The 20,883-nt window shown below is 73.3% G+C and carries 21 protein-coding genes and 4 tRNA genes; 6 read left to right on the top strand and 19 right to left on the bottom strand.

Features of this window, described 5'->3' with window-relative positions; translation table 11 throughout:
• Positions 1 to 4 precede the first annotated feature (4 nt).
• The 10 genes from BUE37_RS16040 to BUE37_RS15995 all read right to left on the bottom strand — a co-directional run bounded on the left by BUE37_RS16040 (position 5) and on the right by BUE37_RS15995 (position 7,519).
• Positions 5 to 874 carry an MlaE family ABC transporter permease gene (locus BUE37_RS16040; RefSeq protein ID WP_245794669.1) on the bottom strand — a complete coding sequence of 290 codons (870 nt, stop codon included), beginning with the start codon at positions 872 to 874 and terminating at the stop codon, positions 5 to 7.
• A 4-nt stretch (positions 875 to 878) separates the two neighbouring features.
• Positions 879 to 1,694, bottom strand: a complete 816-nt coding sequence (locus tag BUE37_RS16035; RefSeq protein WP_245794666.1) for an MlaE family ABC transporter permease — start codon at positions 1,692 to 1,694, stop codon at positions 879 to 881.
• The gene (locus BUE37_RS16030) at positions 1,691 to 2,806 is read right to left on the bottom strand and encodes an ABC transporter ATP-binding protein (protein ID WP_281248089.1); all 1,116 of its coding nucleotides are present in this window, start codon (positions 2,804 to 2,806) and stop codon (positions 1,691 to 1,693) included. The genes BUE37_RS16035 and BUE37_RS16030 overlap by 4 nt, the downstream gene beginning before the upstream one ends.
• Before the next feature lie 223 nt (positions 2,807 to 3,029).
• Positions 3,030 to 3,425 (bottom strand): 50S ribosomal protein L7/L12, encoded by a 396-nt coding sequence (gene rplL, locus BUE37_RS16025; protein WP_073421315.1) that lies wholly within the window; start codon positions 3,423 to 3,425, stop codon positions 3,030 to 3,032.
• A 16-nt stretch (positions 3,426 to 3,441) separates the two neighbouring features.
• Positions 3,442 to 4,044 (bottom strand): 50S ribosomal protein L10, encoded by a 603-nt coding sequence (rplJ, locus tag BUE37_RS16020; protein WP_073421313.1) that lies wholly within the window; start codon positions 4,042 to 4,044, stop codon positions 3,442 to 3,444.
• Between the two features lie 379 nt (positions 4,045 to 4,423).
• Positions 4,424 to 5,143, bottom strand: coding sequence for a 50S ribosomal protein L1 (gene rplA / locus BUE37_RS16015; protein ID WP_073421311.1), 720 nt, complete (start codon positions 5,141 to 5,143; stop codon positions 4,424 to 4,426).
• Between the two features lie 118 nt (positions 5,144 to 5,261).
• Entirely contained in the window at positions 5,262 to 5,693 is a 432-nt protein-coding gene (gene rplK / locus BUE37_RS16010) for a 50S ribosomal protein L11 (RefSeq protein ID WP_073421309.1), read from the bottom strand.
• An 89-nt stretch (positions 5,694 to 5,782) separates the two neighbouring features.
• A complete protein-coding gene (gene nusG, locus BUE37_RS24555) occupies positions 5,783 to 6,691 on the bottom strand; it encodes a transcription termination/antitermination protein NusG (protein ID WP_245794663.1) in 909 nt (302 codons plus the stop codon).
• 43 nt (positions 6,692 to 6,734) lie between these two features.
• Positions 6,735 to 7,283, bottom strand: coding sequence for a preprotein translocase subunit SecE (gene secE / locus BUE37_RS16000; RefSeq protein WP_073421307.1), 549 nt, complete (start codon positions 7,281 to 7,283; stop codon positions 6,735 to 6,737).
• A gap of 163 nt (positions 7,284 to 7,446) precedes the next feature.
• A tRNA-Trp gene (locus tag BUE37_RS15995) sits at positions 7,447 to 7,519 on the bottom strand.
• A 274-nt stretch (positions 7,520 to 7,793) separates the two neighbouring features.
• On the opposite strand from BUE37_RS15995, the gene BUE37_RS15990 reads away from it, so the two are divergent.
• Positions 7,794 to 9,038, top strand: a complete 1,245-nt coding sequence (locus tag BUE37_RS15990; RefSeq protein WP_073421305.1) for a pyridoxal phosphate-dependent aminotransferase — start codon at positions 7,794 to 7,796, stop codon at positions 9,036 to 9,038.
• Here BUE37_RS15990 and BUE37_RS15985 read toward each other — a convergent pair.
• The 7 genes from BUE37_RS15985 to BUE37_RS15955 all read right to left on the bottom strand — a co-directional run bounded on the left by BUE37_RS15985 (position 9,035) and on the right by BUE37_RS15955 (position 14,477).
• Positions 9,035 to 10,495 (bottom strand): M1 family aminopeptidase, encoded by a 1,461-nt coding sequence (locus tag BUE37_RS15985; RefSeq protein WP_073421304.1) that lies wholly within the window; start codon positions 10,493 to 10,495, stop codon positions 9,035 to 9,037. The two genes, BUE37_RS15990 and BUE37_RS15985, sit on opposite strands and share 4 nt — an antisense overlap.
• Positions 10,492 to 10,920, bottom strand: a complete 429-nt coding sequence (locus tag BUE37_RS15980) for a MaoC family dehydratase (protein WP_073421303.1) — start codon at positions 10,918 to 10,920, stop codon at positions 10,492 to 10,494. The genes BUE37_RS15985 and BUE37_RS15980 overlap by 4 nt, the downstream gene beginning before the upstream one ends.
• Positions 10,917 to 11,363: an FAS1-like dehydratase domain-containing protein gene (locus BUE37_RS15975; RefSeq protein ID WP_073421302.1), complete on the bottom strand. Its 447-nt coding sequence runs from the start codon at positions 11,361 to 11,363 to the stop codon at positions 10,917 to 10,919. The genes BUE37_RS15980 and BUE37_RS15975 overlap by 4 nt, the downstream gene beginning before the upstream one ends.
• A 32-nt stretch (positions 11,364 to 11,395) precedes the next feature.
• Complete coding sequence (gene rpmG, locus BUE37_RS15970) at positions 11,396 to 11,560, bottom strand: 50S ribosomal protein L33 (RefSeq protein WP_073421301.1); 165 nt, start codon at positions 11,558 to 11,560, stop codon at positions 11,396 to 11,398.
• 106 nt (positions 11,561 to 11,666) lie between these two features.
• Positions 11,667 to 11,740, bottom strand: a tRNA-Met gene (locus tag BUE37_RS15965).
• A 45-nt stretch (positions 11,741 to 11,785) separates the two neighbouring features.
• A tRNA-Thr gene (locus BUE37_RS15960) sits at positions 11,786 to 11,858 on the bottom strand.
• A gap of 69 nt (positions 11,859 to 11,927) precedes the next feature.
• On the bottom strand, positions 11,928 to 14,477 hold the full coding sequence (locus BUE37_RS15955; RefSeq protein WP_245794661.1) for a putative bifunctional diguanylate cyclase/phosphodiesterase: 2,550 nt from the start codon (positions 14,475 to 14,477) through the stop codon (positions 11,928 to 11,930).
• A 505-nt stretch (positions 14,478 to 14,982) separates the two neighbouring features.
• Here BUE37_RS15955 and BUE37_RS15950 point away from each other — a divergent pair.
• On the top strand, positions 14,983 to 15,423 hold the full coding sequence (locus tag BUE37_RS15950) for a pilus assembly protein TadG-related protein (RefSeq protein ID WP_073421300.1): 441 nt from the start codon (positions 14,983 to 14,985) through the stop codon (positions 15,421 to 15,423).
• A 77-nt stretch (positions 15,424 to 15,500) separates the two neighbouring features.
• Here BUE37_RS15950 and BUE37_RS15945 read toward each other — a convergent pair.
• A tRNA-Tyr gene (locus tag BUE37_RS15945) sits at positions 15,501 to 15,582 on the bottom strand.
• A gap of 90 nt (positions 15,583 to 15,672) precedes the next feature.
• Here BUE37_RS15945 and BUE37_RS15940 point away from each other — a divergent pair.
• Positions 15,673 to 16,164 carry a YajQ family cyclic di-GMP-binding protein gene (locus BUE37_RS15940; protein ID WP_073421299.1) on the top strand — a complete coding sequence of 164 codons (492 nt, stop codon included), beginning with the start codon at positions 15,673 to 15,675 and terminating at the stop codon, positions 16,162 to 16,164.
• A gap of 83 nt (positions 16,165 to 16,247) precedes the next feature.
• Positions 16,248 to 16,730, top strand: a complete 483-nt coding sequence (locus BUE37_RS15935; RefSeq protein WP_217651282.1) for a GtrA family protein — start codon at positions 16,248 to 16,250, stop codon at positions 16,728 to 16,730.
• Positions 16,731 to 16,742: 12 nt separating this feature from the next.
• Here the strand turns inward: BUE37_RS15935 and BUE37_RS15930 are convergent, their stop codons facing one another.
• Positions 16,743 to 17,591, bottom strand: a complete 849-nt coding sequence (locus BUE37_RS15930) for a M48 family metalloprotease (protein ID WP_245794659.1) — start codon at positions 17,589 to 17,591, stop codon at positions 16,743 to 16,745.
• Between the two features lie 236 nt (positions 17,592 to 17,827).
• Here BUE37_RS15930 and BUE37_RS15925 point away from each other — a divergent pair, with 236 nt between their 5' ends.
• A complete protein-coding gene (locus tag BUE37_RS15925; RefSeq protein ID WP_073421296.1) occupies positions 17,828 to 19,756 on the top strand; it encodes a 2-oxoacid:acceptor oxidoreductase subunit alpha in 1,929 nt (642 codons plus the stop codon).
• Positions 19,753 to 20,865: a 2-oxoacid:ferredoxin oxidoreductase subunit beta gene (locus BUE37_RS15920; RefSeq protein ID WP_245794657.1), complete on the top strand. Its 1,113-nt coding sequence runs from the start codon at positions 19,753 to 19,755 to the stop codon at positions 20,863 to 20,865. Before BUE37_RS15925 ends, BUE37_RS15920 begins: the two co-directional genes overlap by 4 nt.
• Positions 20,866 to 20,883 lie beyond the last annotated feature (18 nt).

Here is a 20,883-nt window from a genome sequence, read left to right as displayed (position 1 = left end):
CCGCTCACCCCGCGATCCGGACGGTCGTCGTCGAGCCCCAGATGGCCAGCGACAGGAACAGGTCGATGACCATGACCGCGACGATCGAGAAGCGCACCGCCCGGCCCACCGCGAGGCCGACGCCGGCGGGGCCGCCGCCGGCCCGGTAGCCGTAGTAGCAGTGGCTCAGGATGATCACGACGGCGAAGACGAGCACCTTGACGAAGGACCACAGCACGTCCTGCGGCGGCAGGAACAGGGTGAAGTAGTGGTCGTAGGTGCCGGCCGACTGCGCGTACGCCTGCGTGGTGATCGTCCGTGTGGCGAAGTAGCTGCTCAGCAGGCCGATGACGTAGAGCGGGACGACCGCCACGAAGCCCGCGACGATGCGGGTGGTCACCAGGAACGGCAGCGAGGGCACGCCCATGACCTCGAGGGCGTCGATCTCCTCGTTGATCCGCATGGCGCCGATCTGGGCCGTGAACCCGCAGCCGACGGTCGCCGACAGGGCGAGCCCCGCGACCAGCGGCGCGATCTCGCGGGTGTTGAAGTACGCGGAGAGGAAGCCGGTGAACGCCGAGGTGCCCAGCTGGTCGAGAGCCGCGTAACCCTGCAGCCCGACCTCGGTGCCGGTGAAGAACGACAGGAAGGCGATGACGCCGACCGTGCCGCCGATGACGGCGAGCGCGCCGGTGCCGAAGGTGACCTCGGCGAGCAGCCGGAGCGTCTCGCGCTTGTAGCGGCGGAGCGTGCGCGGCGTCCAGCCCAGCGCCCGGCCGTAGAAGGACAGCTGGTCGCCGAGGTCCTCGAGGGTGTCCATCGGCCGGCCGTACACGCGGCGGACCAGCCGGCGTGCGCCGACGCGGACCCGGTCGACCGGGGAGAGGAGGGCCACGGGGTCACTGCCCCTTCGGCGGGACGAGCTGGAAGTAGATCGCCGTCATCACGAAGTTCACCGCGAACAGCAGCAGGAAGGTGATGACGACGGACTGGTTGACCGCGTCGCCGACGCCCTTGGGCCCGCCCCCGGCGCGCAGCCCCTTGTAGGAGGCGACGATCCCGGCGATGAGGCCGAAGACCAGGGCCTTGAGCTCCCCGGACCAGAAGTCCTCGACCTGGGCGAGCGCGCCGAACGACGCCAGGTAGGCGCCCGGGGTGCCGCCCTGCAGGACGACGTTGAAGAAGTAGCCGCCCGCGACGCCGACGACGCTGACCAGGCCGTTGAGCAGCGTGGCGACGACCATCGCGGCGAGCACCCGCGGGACGACGAGGCGCTGGATCGGGTTGATCCCGAGCACCTCCATGGCGTCGATCTCGTCGCGGATCTTGCGGGCGCCGAGGTCCGCGCAGATGGCCGAGCCGCCGGCCCCGGCGATGAGCAGCGCGGTGACGATCGGGCTGGCCTCGCGCAGCACGGCGAGCACCGACGCCGAGCCGGTGAACGACTGGGCGCCGAGCTGGCGGGTGAGCGACCCGAGCTGCAGGGCGATGACCGCGCCGAACGGGATGGCGACCAGCGCCGTCGGCAGGATGGTCACGCTGGCGACGAACCAGGTCTGCTGGACGAACTCCCGCAGCTGGAACGGCCGCTTGGGCATCGCCCGGACGGTGTCCAGGGCGAACGCGAAGAGGTCGCCGCTCGCGCGCAGCGGCCGCGTCGGGGACAGCTTCCCGTCGAGCAGCCCCGGCGCCTCGGGCTTCCCGGGAGCCGTCACCGGCCGTCCCGGGGCCCGGGCAGGACGCCGATGGCCTGCGTGCTGTCGGTGGCCCAGTGCCGCCCGCCCGCGGGAGGTGTGAGGACGCCCGCGTCGGCCTGCGCGAGCAGGTCGGCGGGCAGGCTGGCGCGGATGGCGTCGGCGGTGGCCGGGTCGAACTCGTGCAGCATCCGCGCGACGCGCTCCTGGCGGCGGCGCTGGGCCCGGCGCTCGGGCAGGCCCGGGGACGGGTCGAGCTGCGGCGGGACGGCGTCGCCGCCGACGGCGCCCTTGGGCCCGACGCCGTTGTGCCGGTCCCCGCCGCGCGCCTGCAGGGCGGCCATCTCGGCCTCGACCTGGGCGACGTCCTTCTCCTCGCTCATGCCGATCGGGCCCTCGCGGCGGCCGTTGAGGAACTGCTGGACGACCGGCTCCTGCGAGGTCAGCAGCTGCTCGCGCGGGCCGAACATGGCCAGGTGCTTGCGGTAGAGCAGGCCGAGGTTGTCCGGCACGGTGCGGGCGGTGCCGATGTCGTGCGTGACGATGAGGAAGGTGGCGTCGATCTGCGCGTTCAGGTCGACGATCAGCTGGTTGAGGTAGGCGACGCGGACCGGGTCGAGGCCGGAGTCCGGCTCGTCGAACAGGATGATCTCCGGGTCGAGCACCAGCGCGCGGGCGAGGCCGGCGCGCTTGCGCATGCCGCCGGAGATCTCGCCGGGCAGCTTCCGCTCGGCGCCCTGCAGGCCGACCATGTCCATCTTCTCGAGGACGATGCGGCGCACCTCGGCCTCGGTCTTGCGGGTGTGCTCGCGCAGCGGGAAGGCGATGTTGTCGAACAGGTCCATCGAGCCGAACAGCGCGCCGTCCTGGAAGAGGACGCCGAAGAGCTTGCGCACGTCGTAGAGCCGGGACTCGCTGCACCGGACGATGTCGGTGTCGCTGATGACGATCGAGCCGCGCTCGGGCTTGAGCAGGCCGACCAGGGACTTGAGGAAGACCGACTTGCCGGTGCCGGACGGGCCGAGCAGCACCGAGATCTCCCCCGGCGGCAGCGTCAGCGTGACGTCGCTCCAGATGTTCTGGCTGCCGAAGGACTTGGTCAGCCCCTCGACCTCGACGGCGACGCCCACCACGACCCCCTCGTCCGGCTCCGTCGCCGGTCGCACCCCGGTGTGCGTCCGGCTCTACTGACGGGTAACGAGGACGCCTCCGGGAGGTTACGGAGATCACTCGCCTCGCGTGACACGGATCGCTGTCGCATCACCCGGAGACGCGACAGGGGCCGCCCTCCCGGAGGAGGACGGCCCCTGTGTGGTGCGGGGTGGTGCAGGTCCCCGGCTCAGGCCGGGGACGGCGTCACTTGACGGTGACGGTGGCGCCGGCGCCCTCGAGGGCGGCCTTGGCCTTCTCGGCAGCGTCCTTGGCGACCTTCTCCAGGACCGGCTTCGGCGCGCCGTCGACCAGGTCCTTGGCCTCCTTGAGGCCGAGCGAGGTCAGGCCGCGCACCTCCTTGATGACCTGGATCTTCTTGTCGCCGGCGCTCTCGAGGATGACGTCGAACTCGTCCTGCTCCTCGGCGGCGGGGGCGCCACCGTCGCCGGCACCACCGGCGGCCGGGGCGGCCGCGACGGCGACCGGAGCAGCGGCGGTGACCTCGAAGGTCTCCTCGAACTGCTTCACGAAGTCGGACAGCTCGAGCAGCGTCATCTCCTTGAACGCGTCGAGCAGCTCCGTGGTGGACAGCTTGGCCATGATCTCTCCTTGGGGGTCAGTCGGTGCCGGCCGCGGCGTCGGCGGCGTCGGCGGAGTCGGTGGTGGTGTCGGCAGCAGCGGTGTCGGCGGCCGGAGCGTCGCCCTCGGCGGGCTTCTTCTCCTGCAGCGCGGCGGCCAGGCGGGCGACCTGCGACAGCGGGGCCTGGAACAGGCCGGCGGCCTTGGTCAGGTTGCCCTTCATCGCGCCGGCCAGCTTGGCCAGGAGCACCTCGCGGGGCTCGACGTCGGCCAGAGCGGTGACCTCGGCGGGCGTGACCGTGCGGCCCTCGACCACGCCGCCCTTGACGACGAGCAGCGGGTTGGCGCGCGCGAAGTCACGGATGGCCTTGGCGGCCTCGACGACGTCGCCCTCGATGAAGGCGATCGCGGTCGGGCCGTTCAGCAGCGGGCCCAGGTCGGTGTGCCCGACCGAGTCCGCCGCCCGCTTCGTCAGGGTGTTCTTGACGACGGCGTAGCTGCTGCCCGCACCGAGGGAACGGCGCAGCTGGGTCAGCTGCGCCACGGTCAGCCCGCGGTACTCGGTGAGCACGGCCGCACTGGAGTTCTGGAACCGCTGGGTGATCTCGTCGATCACCACGGCCTTCGCCTGCGTGGGCATGGGCCTCCTCTCGTCTGTCGGGCGACCGCTCGTGCGTCGTGCGGGAGCGGGCGATCGGGCCCGGAGACGAGGAACGCCCCGGCGCAGGGCGCACGGGGCGAGGGGCGGGCGCGCGCGGCGCCGCCGATCGGACCGTCCTCCTGCGCGGGCCGCCCGGGGATCCGGGACCTTCGATCGCACGCGGACGTGCGACGACCAGCGGTCATGGGTGAACGACGACGAGCATACGCGATCCCGCGGCGGAGGCGGCGGCCGGTCCGGGAGACGACGGAGGCCCCGCCGCGCGGGTGCGCGGCGGGGCCCCTCGTGAGGTGCTGGAACGGCCTCGTCCCGGGGCCCGTCCTGAGCTCGCTCAGGACGGGGAGGACGAGGTCCTTCGTCAGGCGGTGGGCTCGTCCACCGTCAGGTTGCGGGTGCGGTTCGGGTCGACCGGGATGCCCGGGCCCATCGTCGTGGAGATGGTGACCTTCTTGACGTACCGGCCCTTGGCGGCGGCCGGCTTCGCGCGCAGCACCTCGTCGAGGGCGGCGGCGTAGTTCTCGACGAGCTTGGTCTCGTCGAAGGAGGTCTTGCCGATCACCAGGTGCAGGTTGGCCTGCTTGTCGACGCGGAAGTTGATCTTCCCGCCCTTGATGTCGTTGACGGCCTTGGTGACGTCGGGGGTCACGGTGCCGGTCTTCGGGTTCGGCATCAGGCCGCGGGGGCCGAGGATGCGGGCGATCCGGCCGACCTTGGCCATCTGGTCGGGGGTGGCGATCGCCGCGTCGAAGTCCAGGAAGCCGCCCTGGATCCGCTCGATGAGGTCGTCGCTGCCCACGACGTCGGCGCCGGCGGCCTCGGCCTCGGCGGCGCGGTCACCGGTCGCGAAGACGATGACGCGGGCGGTCTTGCCGGTGCCGTGCGGCAGGTTGACGGTGCCGCGGACCATCTGGTCGGCCTTGCGCGGGTCGACGCCCAGGCGCATGGCCACCTCGACGGTGGCGTCGTACGCGGTCGGCGAGGTCTGCTTCGCCAGGCCGGCCGCCTGCAGCGGGCTGTAGAGGTTCTCGCGGTCGACCTTCGCCGCTGCCTCGCGGTACTTCTTGCCGTGCTTCGCCATGGTGGTTCCTCTCCCCCGCCGCGCGGGCGGGGATCTCGTGGTGTGCGGGCCTGGCGGGGCCCTCCCACTGGTGACGTGCTGGTGCGGCCCGGTGGGGCCGCCGGTGCCGTCGGGGGCGTCAGCCCTGGACGGTGATGCCCATCGACCGGGCGGTGCCGGCGATGATCTTCTCGGCCTCGTCGAGCGAGTTGGCGTTGAGGTCGGCCATCTTGGTCTGGGCGATCTCGCGGACCTGGTCACGCGTGACGGTGGCGACCTTGGTCTTGTGCGGCTCGCCCGAGCCCTTCTCGACACCGGCGGCCTTGAGCAGCATGCGCGCGGCCGGCGGGGTCTTGGTGATGAAGGTGAACGAGCGGTCCTCGAAGACCGAGATCTCGACCGGGACGACGTCGCCGCGCTGCGACTCGGTCGCGGCGTTGTACGCCTTGCAGAACTCCATGATGTTGACGCCGTGCTGGCCGAGCGCCGGACCGACGGGCGGCGCGGGGGTGGCCGCACCGGCCTTGATCTGGAGCTTGATGACCGCGGTCAACCGCTTCCTGGGGGGCATGACTTCCTTCTCCGTGACGGGGTGGGACGGCCGCGTCGCAGGGTCCCGCCGTCGATTCTACGAGCGGCGGGGGGCGACCCGGTCCGTCGTCAGATCTTGGCGACCTGGGTGAACGACAGCTCGACCGGCGTCTCCCGGCCGAAGATCGAGACCAGCACCTGCAGCTTCTGCTGCTCGGCGTTGATCTCGTTGATGGTGGCCGGGAGGGTGGCGAACGGGCCGTCCATGACGGTGACCGACTCGCCGACCTCGAAGTCGACGACGGCGACCGGCGACGCGGCCGCGGCGGCCGGCGAGGCCGCCTCGGCGGTCTTCGCCGCCTGCGGCGGGGCGTCGGGGACGAGCAGGTTCACGACCTCGTCGATCGACAGCGGCGAGGGCCGCGAGGTGGCGCCGACGAAACCGGTGACGCCGGGGGTGTTGCGCACCGCGCCCCAGGACTCGTCGTTGAGGTCCATGCGGACGAGCAGGTAGCCGGGGAGCTTCTTCCGGTTGACCTGGGTGCGCTTGCCGTTCTTGATCTCGGTGACCTCCTCGGTGGGCACCTCGATCTGGAAGATGTAGTCCTCCATGTCCAGCGACTGGATGCGGGACTCGAGGTTGGTCTTCACCTTGTTCTCGTAGCCCGCGTAGGAGTGGATGACGTACCAGTCGCCGAACTGGGTGCGCAGGGTCCGCTTGAGCGTCTCCCGGGGGTCCTCGTCCTCCGCCTCGGCCTCGGCGAGCGCCTCGGTCACGATCGGGTCGTGGTCGGGCGCCGGGGCCGCGAGCGGGTCGCCGACGAGGGCGTCGCGCCCGCCGCCCTCGACCGCCGGGGTGACGTCGGCGACGCCGGTGTCGGTGTCCTGGTCGGTGGTGTCGCCCGAGCCCTCGGCGGCACCCACCTCGTCGGCGCCGGTCTCGACGTCGACGCTGCCGCGCACGTCCATGCGGGCGTCGTCGAGGTCGATGTCCTCGACGTCGCTGTCGGTGTCGAACGGCTCGCGGGGGTCGGTCACGGCTTCTCTTCCTTCTCGGGTGGCGGGCGGGCGCAGGGGGCGGTCAGCCGAAGACGGCGAGCACGCCCTGCGCGAAGAGGACGTCCAGGCCCGCGACCAGCGCGACCATGAAGGCCACGAAGAGGATCACGACGGTCGTGTAGGTGATCAGCTCCCGGCGGCCCGGCCAGATGACCTTGCGGAGCTCGGCGACGACCTCGCGGAGGAACCGGCGCAGGTTGCGGCGCTGGCGGACCTCGTCGGCCCGGGCGCGCTGGGCGGCGGCGCGGGAGCGGGTGGCGCCACCCTCCTCGGAGCGGCCGGCGGGGCGGCTCGCGGCGCGCTCGCGGGCGGGACGGCGGGTGCGCGGCGCGGCCGGCTCGTCGTCCTCGTCGTCGTCGCCGGCGGTGATCCGGCCACCGCGGCGGCGTGCCGGGGCGGGGACGACCTTGTCCTCCTCGGCCTGCGCCTCGGCGGCGACCTCGTCCTCGGCGGCCTCGAGCTCGGCGGCGTCCTCGACGCCCGGGGCCTCACGGTCGAGCTGCTCGTCGGTCAGCTCGGCGTCGGAGGCGGAGCGGGGGTCCTCCCCGCGGCCCGGCTTCTCGTCGCTCACTGCGCCTCGCTCGCGTCGTGGTGGTGGCCGCTGTCGTCGGGCCGTCTGCCGTCGTGCCCCCGGGGCCGCGCGGGCCCCGGGCCGGCACCGGCCGCGCCGGCGCTGCCGGGACACGGGGCGGTGCCGGGTCGTGCTCGTCGCCGGCGCACACCGGCGGCACGGGCAGGGGTGACAGGACTTGAACCTGCAGCCTGCGGTTTTGGAGACCGCTGCTCTGCCAGTTGAGCTACACCCCTAGTGCCCGGGACCGAGGTCCCGAGCGAGCCCCGGGACGGCCGCTCCGCCGGTCCGGCGCCGTCCCAGGAGATGCTCCGGGGCACGCCGGTGGCGGGGTCGATCGCCCCAGGGTTGCCAGTGTACGGGACCGCGCCCGGCGCCCGTGACTCCGCTCCGGAGCGTGCCCCGGACGGGGTGCGCGCGGCCGGCTCCCGCCCCCGGGACCGCGCCCCGGCCTGCGGCGACCCGGAACGGGGCAGCCCGGACGGCGGTGCTCCTGACACGATGGGGCCCATGACCGCCGTCTCCCCGTCGGAGCCCGCCGCCCAGTCCCCCGCCCGGTCGCGCGTCTCGCGCCGCGTCGCCGCCATCGCCGAGTCCGCGACGCTCGCGGTCGACGCGAAGGCGAAGGCGCTCAAGGCGGCCGGCAAGCCGGTGATCGGCTTCGGCGCCGGGGAGCCGGACTTCCCGACGCCGGACTACGTCGTCGAGGCCGCGGTCGCCGCGTGCCGCCAGCCGGCCATGCACCGCTACACCCCCGCGGGCGGCCTGCCGGTGCTCAAGGAGGCGATCGTCGCCAAGACCGCCCGCGACTCGGGACTGGCGCTCACCCCCGCGCAGGTGCTGGTGACCAACGGCGGCAAGCAGGCCGTGTACGAGGCCTTCGCCGCGATGCTCGACCCGGGCGACGAGGTGCTCGTGCCGGCGCCGTACTGGACCACCTACCCGGAGGCGATCCGGCTGGCCGGCGGCGTCCCGGTGCCGGTGGTGGCCGACGAGGAGAGCGGCTACCTGGTGTCGGTCGCGCAGCTCGAGGCGGCCCGCACCGAGCGCACGAAGGTGCTGCTGTTCGTGTCGCCGTCCAACCCCACCGGCGCGGTCTACCCGCCCGACCAGGTGGAGGCCATCGGCCGCTGGGCAGCCGAGACCGGCCTGTGGGTGCTCACCGACGAGATCTACGAGCACCTCACCTACGGCGGGGCCACCGCGCCGTCCATGCCGGTGCTCGTGCCCGAGCTGGCCGACCGCTGCGTCGTCGTCAACGGGGTCGCCAAGACCTACGCGATGACCGGCTGGCGGGTGGGCTGGATCGCCGGGCCGGCCGACGTCGTCAAGGCCGCGACCAACCTGCAGTCGCACGCGACGTCGAACGTCGCCAACGTGTCGCAGGCCGCGGCGGTGGCCGCGCTGACCGGCGACCTGTCGGCGGTCGACGAGATGCGCACCGCCTTCGACCGGCGCCGCAAGACCATCGTGTCGATGCTGCGGGAGATCCCCGGCGTCGCCTGCCCCGAGCCGCAGGGCGCCTTCTACGTCTACCCCTCGGTCAAGGCGCTGCTCGGCCGGCCGATCAACGGGCGCACGGCGTCCTCGAGCGCGGAGTTCGCCGAGATCGTGCTGGAGGAGGCCGAGGTCGCCGTCGTCCCCGGGGAGGCGTTCGGCACCCCGGGCTACGTGCGGATGTCCTACGCGCTGGGCGACGACGACCTCGCCGAGGGCGTCGGCCGGCTGCAGCGGCTGCTCGGCTCGGCCGGCTAGTCCGGGCGGTCGCCCTCGTCGAGGGCACCGGCCGCCACCAGCACGTCGAGGGCGGCCGGCAGGTCGGCGAGGGCGGCCGCGACGTCGTCCGGTGTGACGATCGTCCAGGCGTTGACCTGCACGTAGCAGCGCAGCGCGGCGTCGAACGGGCCCTCGCCGGCCGCCTGCCGGGCGGCGAGCAGGGCGGCGCCGCCCTTGCCGTAGACGGCGTCGAAGTACTCCTCCGTGCCCGCGAACTCGTCCATCGCGCCGCCGACGTCGCCGGGGGCGGCCAGCGCGCGGTCGAGGGACTCCTGCGACACCTGGCCGTCGACCCGCTCGGCGTAGGTGGCGAACGCCTCGTCGAGCCACGGATCGCGGAACTGCGAGTCGCCGACCATCCCGTAGAACCACATGTGCGCGACCTCGTGCTCGAGCACCGACCGGTCGGCGCCGGCCATGAGGATCGAGCTCGGGTACTCGATGCCGCCGCCCTCGGCCGGCAGGAGCGGCACGGTGAGCGTGTCGTAGGGGAAGGCGCCGAGGCGGTCGGCGAGGTCGGTGACGGCCTCGCTGGTCCAGTCGGCGAGCTCGCCGGGGCCCACGTCGGCGCCGTCGAGCACGCCGGTGGTGATCTCGACCCCGCCGGGCGAGGTGAGCGTGGCCGTGCGGAACGGGCCGGCGGCGACGCTGACGTCGCGGGCGACCGGCTCCCGCGAGGTCCAGGTGCGCCGGCCGTCGTCGGGCGCCGAGGGCTCCTCCTGCGCGCCGGTCATCAGCACGGTGAGGTCCTCGGGCGCGTCGACGGTGACCGTGGTGTCGGCGACCGGGCTGCTCGCGGTCTCGCCCAGCACGTCGACGAACGGGTCGCGCGCCCAGCCCGAGCCGGGCTCCCACGCCAGCAGGGGGAAGCCGCTGGCCCACCAGGCGGTGCCGTCGGCCGTGCCGAGGCGCTGGAGGCCGTCACCCCCGCCGAGCGACAGGGTGAAGTCCAGCTCGACCTCGGTCGGGTCGCCCGCGGCGAGCTCGTCGTCGAGCTGCAGCACGTACAGCCCGCCCGGCGACCGCGCGCCGGCGTCCTCGTAGCCGCCCTCGCGGACGTCGTCGCCGCGCACGTCGTCGACGGTCAGCCGGCTGCCGAGCTCGGTGCCGCCGGGGCTGTTGGGCACCAGCCGGAACACCATCTCGTCGGTGTCCTCGTCGGGGGTGAAGACGACGGTCTCGGTGCCGGTGACGGTGCGCAGGTCCTCCGACAGCCGGAAGGACAGGTCGACGACGGGCCGGTCGGGGTCGGGCTCGGCGCGCGGGGCGGGGCAGGACGCGTCGCCGTCGCCGCTGCCGTCCCCGTCGTCGGTGGGCGCCGGATCCGACGGCGCGGCGGCCGACGGGGCGTCCTCCGCGGCGACGGTCTCGCTGAAGGAGGTGCAGCCGGAGACGAGCAGGACCGCGGCGGCCAGGGCCGCGCGCCGCAGGGTCATGCCAGGGCGACGGTGGCGCGGGCCAGCGAGAGGACCTTCTCGCCGCCGCTGGTGACCGTGAGGTCGACGCGGACCCGGCCGCCGTCGAGGACCGCCCCGACCTTCCCGCGGACGGTGACCTCGGCGCCGGTGTCGTCGTCGGGCACGACGACGGGGCGGCTGAAGCGCACCTGGTACTCGACCAGCGCGCCGGGGTCGCCGGCCCAGTCGGTGACGGCCCGGGCGGCCAGGCCCATGGTCAGCATCCCGTGGGCGATGACGCCGGGCAGGCCGACGCCGGTGGCGACCCGGTCGCTCCAGTGGATGGGGTTGAGGTCGCCGGACGCGCCGGCGTAGCGGACCAGGTCGGCGCGGGTGACGCGGTGGACCTGCTCGGGCAGCTCGGTGCCGACGGCGACGTCGGTGGCCGCCGGACGGGCGCTCACGCCGTCCCCCGGGCGACGAGGAGGGAGGTGGCGGTGCAGACGGCCTCGCCGTCCTCGGTGGCGACGTCGACCCGGGTGGTGAGCATGTCGTTGCCGGCGACGCTGCGCACGGCCTCGATCGTGGTGGTGCTGACCAGCCGGTCGCCGGCCCGGATCGGGCGGGCGTGGGTGAAGCGCTGCTCGCCGTGTACGACGCGGCTGTAGTCGAGGGCCACGTCGGGGTCGGCGATGACGACGTCGGCGGCGCCCATGGTGACCACGATGGCGAAGGTCGGCGGGGCGATCACGTCGGGGTGCCCGAGCGCCCGGGCCGCCTCGGCGTCGGTGTGCGCCGGGTCGGTGGCGCCGACCGCGGCGGCGAACTCGGCGATCTTCGCGCGGGCGACCTCGTAGACGGCGGAGGGCGGGTAGCTGCGCCCGACCAGTCCTGCGTCCAGCGCCACTCCCGCCCTCCCTGCTCCGTCCGGGACCTGCGTCAGCGGGTCTCGCGGTGGACGGTGTGCCGCTTGTCCTTGGGGCAGTACTTCTTCAGCTCGAGCCGGTCGGGGTCGTTCCGCCGGTTCTTGCGGGTGATGTAGTTGCGGTTCTTGCACTCCTGGCAGGCCAGGGTGATCTTCGGACGGACGTCGGTGGCTGCCATGGAGGCTCTCCTCGCCTTGTCAGGACCGGCCCGCCACGGGCCGGTGTGCCGTGGCGGCGGGTGCCGACACGGCGACGGACCCCGGAGGTCCGGGGTCCGTCTGGAGTAGCGGTGACCGGACTTGAACCGGTGACACAGCGATTATGAGCCGCTTGCTCTACCAGGCTGAGCTACACCGCCGGGATGACCGTGCGGCCCGGTCTGGCGACTGGACCGGCTGGTCGGAGCCCCTTTACGGAATCGAACCGTAGACCTTCTCCTTACCATGGAGACGCTCTGCCGACTGAGCTAAAGGGGCGTGCTCTGGGAGCCGTCGAGAACCATACACGACGCCTCCGGGCCCTCCCGGCAGGGGTCGCCGGGCTCCTCAGGCGCGGACGAACAGCCGGCGGTGCTGGGCGCCGGGCGCGGCCGAGCGCACGCCGGTGCGGGCCAGCAGCCAGCTCTCCAGCCGCTCGTCGGGTAGCGGCCGGCTGACCAGGAAGCCCTGCAGCTTGTCGCAGCCCATCTCGGTGAGGAGCTTGCGGGTGAGCTCGTCCTCGACGCCCTCGGCCACCACGCGCAGGCCCAGATTGTGCGCCAGCTCGATGATCGAGCGGGCGATGAACGACTCCCCCTGGCTGGTGGACATCCCCAGCACGAAGGACTTGTCGATCTTCACCTCGTCGATCGGCAGCTGCCGCAGCTGGGACAATGACGAGTAGCCGGTGCCGAAGTCGTCCATCGACAGCCGCAGGCCCAGCGCGTGCAGCTCGGCGAGGACGGTGCTCGAGCGCACGGAGTCGTCCACGACGCTGCCCTCGGTCAGCTCGAGGATGAGCAGCTCGCCGGGGACGCCGTGCAGCCGCAGCGCCCGCTGGACGCGCTCGACGAGGTCGGGCTCGGACAGGCAGCGCGCCGAGAGGTTCACCGCGACCGACAGGGCGATGTCCTGGTCGAGCCACCGGCGGCAGCGGGCCAGGGCGAGGTCCAGCACGTGGTCGGTGAGGTCGCCGATCCGGCCGATCTGCTCGGCGAGGTGGATGAAGTCGTCGGGCGGGATGGCGCCGAAGCGCGGGTGCGCCCAGCGCACCAGCGTCTCCACCGAGACGATGTCGGAGGTCCGGGCGTCGATGATCGGCTGGAAGACGACGCTGATCTGACCGTCGGCCATCGCCTGCTCGAGCTCGGTGCCCAGCTGCAGGCGGCGCAGGCTCTGCTGGTCGAGGACCTGGTGGTAGCTGGCCACGCCGGGACCGTCCGCGGCCGCGAGCAGCGCGACGTCGGCCCGCTGCATGAGCATCCCCGAGTCGGTGCCGTGCACCGGCGCGGCGGCCACGCCGATGGTCAGCGTGACCTCCAGGTCCAGCCCGGCGACGCGGGCGCGGGTGGAGGTGGCCTCGCGCAGCCGGCGGGCGGCCCGCTCGGCGGCGTCCAGGGACAGACCCGGGAGGAGGACGGCGAACTGCTCGCCCTCCATGCGGGCCACGAGGGCGTCCGGCGGGGCGTGCTCGCGGAGCAGGCCGGCGGTGACCAGGAGCAGCTCGTCGGCGGCGGCGTGGCCGAGGGTGTCGACGATCTCGGTGAGGTTGTCGAGGCTCGCCAGCACCAGGCCCGCGCGGGCGCCGACCGGGTCGGCGGCGAGCAGCGTGTCGATCTCGACGGCGAGGCGCTGGCGGTTGGGCAGGCCGGTGAGCCGGTCGTGGTCGGCGTCGTAGCGGATCTGGGTGAGCAGCTGCTGGGCCCGGATGGCCGCGTTGACGTGGGTGAGCATCGAGTCCAACGCGGAGCGGTCGCCGTCCGCGTACGACAGCGCGTCGCTGCGCCGGTCGCAGACCTCGAGGTAGCCCGGCTCCCCCGCAGCGGTGGCGACGGAGGCGGCCAGGAGGTCCTCGACCCCGCGCCGGCGCAGCGCGGCCGCCTCGGCCTCGGTGGCGCGGCTCATCGACACCAGGACCGGCCCGTCGTTCACCGGGTCCGTCGCCCGACGGCGGATGAGGTCGTCGGGGTCGCCGGGGCCGTCGTACCAGTCGCGTCCGTCCTCGGCGGCGACGACCAGGCGCGGCCCCTCGTCGAGGTAGGGCGGCAGCCAGAGGGCGACGCGGTCGGCGTTGAGCAGCTCTCGGACCGCGTCGACGAGATGGAGGGTCCCGGCCTCGTCCGACGGGAGCTCCTCGACCCGCCGGGCGAACTCGTAGACCTTCTGCAGGGTGTGCCGCTCGCGAGCCACGGAGGCGAAGCGGCGGAAGAGGACGGTGACGGCCACTGCGGCGGGCAGGATCAACACGGCCGCCCACCCGGTCACCCGGATCAGGAGCATCGCGACGACCGCGACGGAGACCGCGAACGGGGAGACGACGGCGACCGGCAGGAGGAGTTCCTGCCACAGCTGACGGTTCGGGTTACCGCCGCTCAGCCGGATGGCGCAGATGACGAGGAGCGTGCCGATCACGTCGGCCACCAGGACGGCGACGAGCAGCGCGAGCCAGCCCGCCGGCTCGGTCAGGCCCGTGAAGGGCAGCACCCGGAGGACGGCGACCGCGACGGCCACCTCGACGACCGACACGGCCATGTTGAACACGGCCTTGGGCGGGGGGTAGCGCTGGAAGGCGAGGCTCAGCCCGACGCCGACGACACGCGCGGCGGCGGCCCAGTACCCGCCGACCTCGACCAGGGCGACTGTCAAGGCGAGTTCGCTCACCGACCAGGACCAGGTCTGCCGCCGGAACTCGACGTGCAACGAGACGGTCTCGGTGAGGAAGAAGGCCACCGTGACGATGAGGAACGGCAGCGGGTCGAAGCGCGTCGGCGCCGACGGGAACACGAGGACGGCAGCCAACAGCGCCAGCAGGCAGCCGCCGATGGCGATGACCCATGGATGGAGTGGCGCGGCGGCCCGTGGCAGCGGCGCGCGCGGCTCGGGACTGGCCAACGTCACCCGGGATTCTGGGGAGGGGAGAATTGCGCGCAGAGGCTAACAGCGGGACGGGCGTTCCCGGGATCTCCACCAACCCGAAGGGGGCAGCCGGCCCATCGCCGGACCGGCCACCCCGAGGTCTACCGCTGGGTCAGCGGCTCCACTTCGAACCACGGCTCCACTTCGACCCGCGGCTCCACTTCGACCCACGGCTCCACTTGGATCCACGCTGCGTGCTCATGACGCCTCCTCAGGCATGAAGGACAGCTCTCAGACGTGCGGCTGTCACCCAGGCGCGGGGGCAGAGCGTCGTTCGTGTACGGACCGCGCCCGAGACACTCATGCCCTCACCCTGGCGAGGCAAGCACGGAGGATCACGGACGGGTGACGGCCCGTTATGTCGTCACTGACGGTCCGGATTGATCATCGGAGCGTCACCGAAACGGGTGAACGGTGTGTCGCGTGGGACGGACGGCCCTGGGGACGGGCAGCCTGCGGGAGGCTGGACGGCCCTACGCTCCGCGCCGTGCCGGCGAGGACGGACCCCGACGAGCTCGATGTCGAGCGGGGCTCGGCGCTGCCCTTCGTCCTGGTCTGCTGGCTCGTGGCGGCGGTCATGGCCCTCGGCGCGATCGCGGCGTCGGACGCCTTCCTCGAGCATCGCGACGTCCAGGCGGTCTGCGACGGCGCGGCGCTGGCCGCGGCCAACCGCGCCGACGAGGGCCGCGTCTACGCCGCCGGCGTCGGCGAGGCGCTGCCGCTGACCACCGAGACGGCCCGGGCGGCCGTCGCCGACCACCTCGCCGACGGTGGGACGGCCCTCGACTCCTGGTCGGCCGAGACCGACGGCACGGAGGTCACCGTCCGCTGCGGCCGCTCGGTGCAGATCGCCTTCGGCTGGCTCTTCCTCGGCGGCCGGCCGCTGGAGGTCGCGGCCGTCGCGGGCGCCCGGGCACCGGCTCTCTGAGCCTGCCGATCCGAGCACCGGTCCCGGACACGACAGCGGCCCCCGACCTGCTGGTCGGGGGCCGCTGCGCGTGGGTGTGGCGGGTGAAGGATTCGAACCTTCGTAGGCTAAGCCGACGGATTTACAGTCCGCTCCCATTGGCCACTCGGGCAACCCGCCGTGGTGCCACGGGAGAAGAGTACAAGACGGGCCGACGCCGGCCCGACGGGTCCCGCCCGGGCCACCCCCGCGCGGGAGGGAGGAGCAGACATGGCCGACTCGTCGTTCGACGTCGTCAGCAAGGTCGACCGCCAGGAGATCGACAACGCGCTCAACCAGGCGGGCAAGGAGCTCTCCCAGCGCTTCGACTTCCGCGGCACCAACGCGCGCATCGCCTGGGCCGGTGAGGACGGCGTCCTCCTGGAGGCCGACACCGAGGAGCGGGTGACCGCCGCGCTCGACGTCTTCAAGGACAAGCTGATCAAGCGGGGCATCTCGCTCAAGGCGCTCGACGCCGGCGAGCCCGCGGCGTCGGGCAAGGCCTACAAGCTCTCGGCGCGCATCAAGCAGGGCATCGAGTCCGACACCGCGAAGAAGATCGCCAAGATCATCCGCGACGAGGGCCCGAAGGGCGTGCAGGCGCAGATCCAGGGCGACCAGCTGCGGGTCAGCGGCAAGAAGCGCGACGACCTGCAGGCCGTGCAGCAGCTGCTGCGCGGCAAGGACCTCGACGTCGCCCTGCAGTTCGACAACTACCGCTGAGGGTCCGCCGTCCGGCACGGATCAGGGGGTGACCAGGGTCCTCCCGGATGTGCCGGACGGCGCCCGCGCGGGAGCGTGGACCCGTGCCCGCGACCGTGCTCGACGCCCCGCCCGCGCCGGTGCGCGCGGACGCGGCCGGGACGCGCCGGCCGACCGCGCCCGGCGACCGCCCGACCGTCCAGTTCGTGCGCTTCGTCCTGGTCGGCGGGTCGGCCAACCTCGTCTACGCCGCGCTGTTCCTGCTGTTCGGCCGCTTCGGCGACCAGGCGGCCAACGTCGTGGCGGTGCTGGCGTCCACGGCGCTGGCCAACGAGCTGCACCGGCGGCTGACCTTCCGCGCCGGGGACCGGGTGGGCTGGGCGACGGCGCAGTGGGCCGGCGGGGGCATCGCCGCGGTCGGGCTGGCCGTCTCCAGCCTCACGCTGGCCGCCGTCGAGGTCTGGACCGACTCCGCCGGGCCGCTGGTGTCCATCGCCGCGGTGGTCGCCGTCAGCGGCGCCGTGGGCCTGGCGCGCTTCGTCGGGCTGCGCTGGGTGCTGGTCCTGCGCCCGGGCGCGCGGCCCTGACGCCCGGCCGGCTCAGCGGCCCTCGCGGGCCATCTGCTCGAGCCGGGCGATCCGCTCCCCCATCGGCGGGTGGGTCGCGAACAGGGCCGCGAGGCCGCCGCGGCGGCAGGGCGGGGCGATCATCAGGTGGCTCTGCGCGACCAGCTGCCGCTCGGGCGGGAGCGGCCGGGCCGCCGCCTCCGCGGCGATCCGGCGCAGCGCGTCGGCCAGCGCCTGCGGGTCGCCGCACAACCGGGCGCCGTCGGCGTCGGCCTCGTACTCGCGGCCGCGGCTGACCGCCATCCGCACCATGCCCGCGGCCATCGGGCCGAGGAGCACCAGCAGGAGGGCGCCGAGCAGCCCGTCGCCGTCGCGCTCGTCGCTGCGGCCGCCGAGCAGCGCGCTGAACGTGGCGAGGTGCGCCAGGTAGGTGACGACGGCGGCCAGCGCGCCGGCGACCGAGCCGAGCAGCACGTCGCGGTTGTGCACGTGGGAGAGCTCGTGGGCGAGAACGGCGCGCAGCTGTCGCCGGTCGAGCAGCTCGAGGATCCCCTGCGTGCAGCACAGCGCCGCGCGGCGCGGGGTGCGGCCGGTGGCGAAGGCGTTGGGCTGGTCGGTGGGGCTCACGTAGAGCCGGGGCATCGGCTGGCGCGCCTGGGTGGCCAGCTCGCGGACCACCGCGTAGAGCCCGGGCGCCTGGGTCTCGGTGACCGGGAAGGCCCGCATGGCGCGCAGCGCGAGCCGGTCCGAGCGGTACCAGGCCCAGCCGTTCACCCCGAGGGCGACGACGAGCGCCACGAGCAGCCCGGTGCGGCCGCCGACCAGCGCCCCGGCGGCGAGGACGAGACCGGCCATCAGGCCCAGCAGGAGGGCCGTCCGCACCCCGTTGTCCCAGCGCCGCACCCCTCGTGAACGGAACGACCGGGACCGCCGTTCCCCGCTCCCCCCTGCGAGGTGGCTCACGGACGGCGGCGTCCGGAATGGCGGCCGCCCGGGCCGGGTTGCGCTGGGAGAGACCCGCACCCCCGCTGGGCGCGTCGACCACGCTCCGTGATCCGCCTCACGGGACCGGCCGCGTCACCGCCACGTAACCTCGCCTGCTGGAGGTAACACGCCTGATGACTGCTCTGGACCCGTCCACCACGCCCGGCAGCTCGGCCCCCGGTGGGCTCGTGAAGAGCGTCGTCGAGCTCGACCGCGTCGTCATCCGGCTGGCCGGCGACTCGGGCGACGGCATGCAGCTGACCGGTAACCGCTTCACCAGCGAGACCGCGTCCTTCGGCAACGACCTGTCGACGCTGCCCAACTTCCCCGCCGAGATCCGCGCCCCCACGGGGACCCTGCCGGGTGTCAGCTCCTTCCAGCTGCACTTCGCCGACCACGACATCATGACGCCGGGTGACGCCCCCGACGTCCTGGTGGCGATGAACCCGGCCGCGCTGCGCGCCAACCTCGCCGACCTCCCCGGCGGCGGCCTCGTGATCGCCGACAGCGACGAGTTCACCCCGCGCAACCTGGCCAAGGTCGGCTACGCCACCAACCCCCTCGAGGACGGCTCGCTCGACGGCTGGCAGGTCGTCGCGGTGCCGCTGACGAGCATGACGCTCGAGGCGCTCAAGGACTCCGGCCTGGGCAAGAAGGAGGCCGAGCGCAGCAAGAACATGTTCACCCTCGGCCTGCTGAGCTGGATGTACCACCGGCCCACCGAGGGCACCGTGCGCTTCCTCGAGCGGCAGTTCCGCCGCAAGCCCGAGATCGCCGCGGCGAACATCGCGGCCTTCCGCGCCGGCTACAACTACGGCGAGACGACGGAGGCCTTCGCGGTCTCCTACGAGATCAAGCCGGCCCCCATGGCGCCGGGCCGCTACCGCAACATCTCCGGCAACCAGGCGCTGGCCCTCGGGCTGGTCGCCGCCGGGCAGCGGTCGGGCCTGCCGGTGTTCCTCGGCGCCTACCCGATCACCCCGGCGTCGGACATCCTCCACGAGCTGTCCCGGCACAAGTCCTTCGGCGTGCGCACCTTCCAGGCCGAGGACGAGATCGCCGGCATCGGCGCGGCGCTCGGCGCCTCGTTCGGCGGTGCGCTGGGCATCACGACGACGTCGGGCCCCGGTGTCTCGCTGAAGTCCGAGACGATCGGCCTGGCCGTGATGACCGAGCTGCCGCTGGTGATCGTCGACGTGCAGCGCGGCGGCCCGTCCACCGGCCTGCCCACCAAGACCGAGCAGTCGGACCTGCTGCAGGCGATGTTCGGCCGCAACGGCGAGGCGCCGCTGCCGGTGATCGCCCCCCGCTCCCCCGGCGACTGCTTCGACGCGGCGCTGGAGGCGTCCCGGATCGCGCTCAAGTACCGGACGCCGGTCATGCTGCTGTCCGACGGCTACCTGGCCAACGGCGCCGAGCCGTGGGCGATCCCCGCCGCCGACGAGCTGCCCGACCTGCGGGTCGACTTCGCCACCGAGCCCAACGGCGCCGCCGCCGACGGGACGCCGGAGTTCCTCCCCTACCTGCGCGACCCCGAGACGCTGTCCCGCCCGTGGGCCATCCCGGGCACCGCGGGCATGCAGCACCGCATCGGCGGGCTGGAGAAGGCCGACAAGAGCGGCAACATCTCCTACGACCCGGCCAACCACGACCTGATGACCCGGCTGCGGCAGGCCAAGGTCGACGGGATCGCCGCCGACATCCCGCCGACCGACGTCGACGACCCGGACGGGGACGCCCGCGTGGCCGTCATCGGCTGGGGCTCCACCTACGGGCCCATCGGGGCGGCGGTCCGCCGGATCCGACGGTCGGGCCGGAAGGTCGCCCAGATCCACCTGCGCCACATCAGCCCGTTCCCGGCCGACCTCGGCGACGTCCTGCGCCGCTACGACCGGGTCGTGTGCCCCGAGATGAACCTCGGGCAGCTCTCGCTGCTGCTGCGCGCCAAGTACCTCGTCGACGTCCAGAGCCACACCCAGGTGCGCGGGCTGCCCTTCCGGGCCGCCGAGCTCGCCGCCGTGGTCCAGGACGTCATCGACTCCACCCCCGGAGGCCAGAAGTGACCACCTCCCCGCACGTCCACGAGCTCGGCATGCCGGGCAGCCCGATCGACGCGCGCATCCAGCAGGCGATCGCCGACTCCGTGGCCACCCAGGGCGAGAAGCAGACCGCCCTCAAGGCCAAGGACATGAAGACCGACCAGGAGGTGCGCTGGTGCCCCGGGTGCGGTGACTACGTCATCCTCAACGCGGTCCAGAGCTTCCTGCCCTCACTGGGCATCGCCCGCGAGGACATGGTCATCGTGTCGGGCATCGGCTGCTCCTCGCGCTTCCCGTACTACATGAACACCTACGGGATGCACTCGATCCACGGCCGCGCGCCGGCCATCGCCACCGGCCTGGCCGCCTCCCGGCCGGACCTGTCGGTGTGGGTCGTGACCGGCGACGGCGACGCGCTGTCGATCGGCGGCAACCACCTGATCCACGCGCTGCGCCGCAACGTGAACATGACGATCCTGCTGTTCAACAACCGGATCTACGGGCTCACCAAGGGCCAGTACTCGCCCACCAGCGAGGTCGGCAAGGTCACCAAGTCCACCCCGATGGGCTCGCTGGACCACCCGTTCAACCCGGTGTCGCTGGCCATCGGCGCCGACGCCACGTTCGTGGGCCGCGCGATGGACTCCGACCGCAAGGGCCTCACCGAGGTGCTGCGGCAGGCGGCCGAGCACGAGGGCACCGCCCTGGTGGAGATCTACCAGAACTGCAACATCTTCAACGACGGCGCGTTCGACCTGCTGAAGGACTCCTCGACCGGCCCGATGTGGACCATCCCGCTGGTGCACGGGCAGCCGCTGGTGTTCGGCCCGGACGGCGCCTCGTGCGTGGTCCGCGACGAGTCCGGCGGCCTGCGGATCGCCGAGACCAACCAGGTCGACGCGGGCGAGATCGTCGTCCACGACGCCACCCGCGAGGACCCGTCGTACGCGTTCGCGCTGTCGCGGCTGTCCAGCCAGGACCTGCGGTACACCCCGATGGGCGTCTTCCGGTCGGTGCGCAAGCCCACCTACGACCGGATGATGGCCGACCAGCTCGCCGACGCCCGCACCGAGGGCGCCGGCGACCTGGACACGCTGCTCGCGGGCAGCGACACCTGGACCGTCTCGGCCTGACGAAGGACCTCCCTGCTC

Source organism: Geodermatophilus nigrescens (assembly GCF_900129495.1).
GTDB classification, from domain to species: domain Bacteria; phylum Actinomycetota; class Actinomycetes; order Mycobacteriales; family Geodermatophilaceae; genus Geodermatophilus; species Geodermatophilus nigrescens.
The sequence above is the reverse complement of the archived record's forward strand: the minus strand, read 5'-3'. Positions and strand labels throughout refer to the sequence as shown.